Genomic DNA, 683 nt, shown 5'->3' with positions numbered 1-683 from the left:
AAGATAGCGGCGGGAATTTTTAATACCCATAGTAAATTTGGTGATGCGCGCCTGGAGACAATTGCTGCCTATGCTGGCCTTTGTGGGGCTGACCCAGAAGTTATTAAAGACATACTGAGCCAAAACCTGGCTGAGGCCACAGTTGAAATCTTAAGGAAGAATGGCCTGTTGTCCTGTTTTGATGAGATTGCCAGGAAGATCGTCTTGAGGGCGAGTGAATTTGTAGATAATCAGCTTAAGATTAGCTGTATTCTTCTCTCCCTGAAGGGAGAGATTTTAGGGAGTGAACCCAAAGGGGAAAGCAGGAATGAATAAGGTCTATATAGTTGGTATAGGTCCCGGCTCAGAAGATTATCTATTACCCGTAGCCAGGAAGGAAATAAAAAGATCCGATGTTCTTGTGGGAGGAAAAAGAGCTCTGGCCCTTTTTCGAGATCTGAATAAGGAAGAGATTTATTTAGAAGGGCACTTCGACCAGGCTATCTGTTATATAGAAGAGAACAGAGATAGGAAAAAGATTGCTGTTCTTGTTTCCGGAGATCCGGGATTGTACAGTTTCCTGGGGCAGATCTCCAGGTTCTTAAAGAAGGAAGAATACGTAGTCATTCCAGGAATAAGCGCCATTCAAGTGGCCTTTGCCAGGATAGGTGAGGTCTGGCAGGATGCTAAAATCATCAGCCTCC

The 683-nt window shown here is 44.5% G+C and carries 1 protein-coding gene and 1 pseudogene; both read left to right on the top strand.

What is annotated here, in order from left to right:
- Positions 1-315 (top strand): annotated as a pseudogene (locus HW443_RS12510) (cobalt-precorrin-5B (C(1))-methyltransferase CbiD); the annotation flags it as partial.
- The coding region (gene cbiE, locus HW443_RS12505; RefSeq protein WP_176238369.1) for a precorrin-6y C5,15-methyltransferase (decarboxylating) subunit CbiE at positions 308-683 on the top strand (376 nt) is incomplete at its 3' end. The pseudogene HW443_RS12510 and the gene cbiE, both read left to right, overlap by 8 nt.

Source organism: Candidatus Hakubella thermalkaliphila (assembly GCF_013281975.1).
GTDB lineage: Bacteria > Actinomycetota > Humimicrobiia > Hakubellales > Hakubellaceae > Hakubella > Hakubella thermalkaliphila.
The sequence above is the reverse complement of the archived record's forward strand: the minus strand, read 5'-3'. Positions and strand labels throughout refer to the sequence as shown.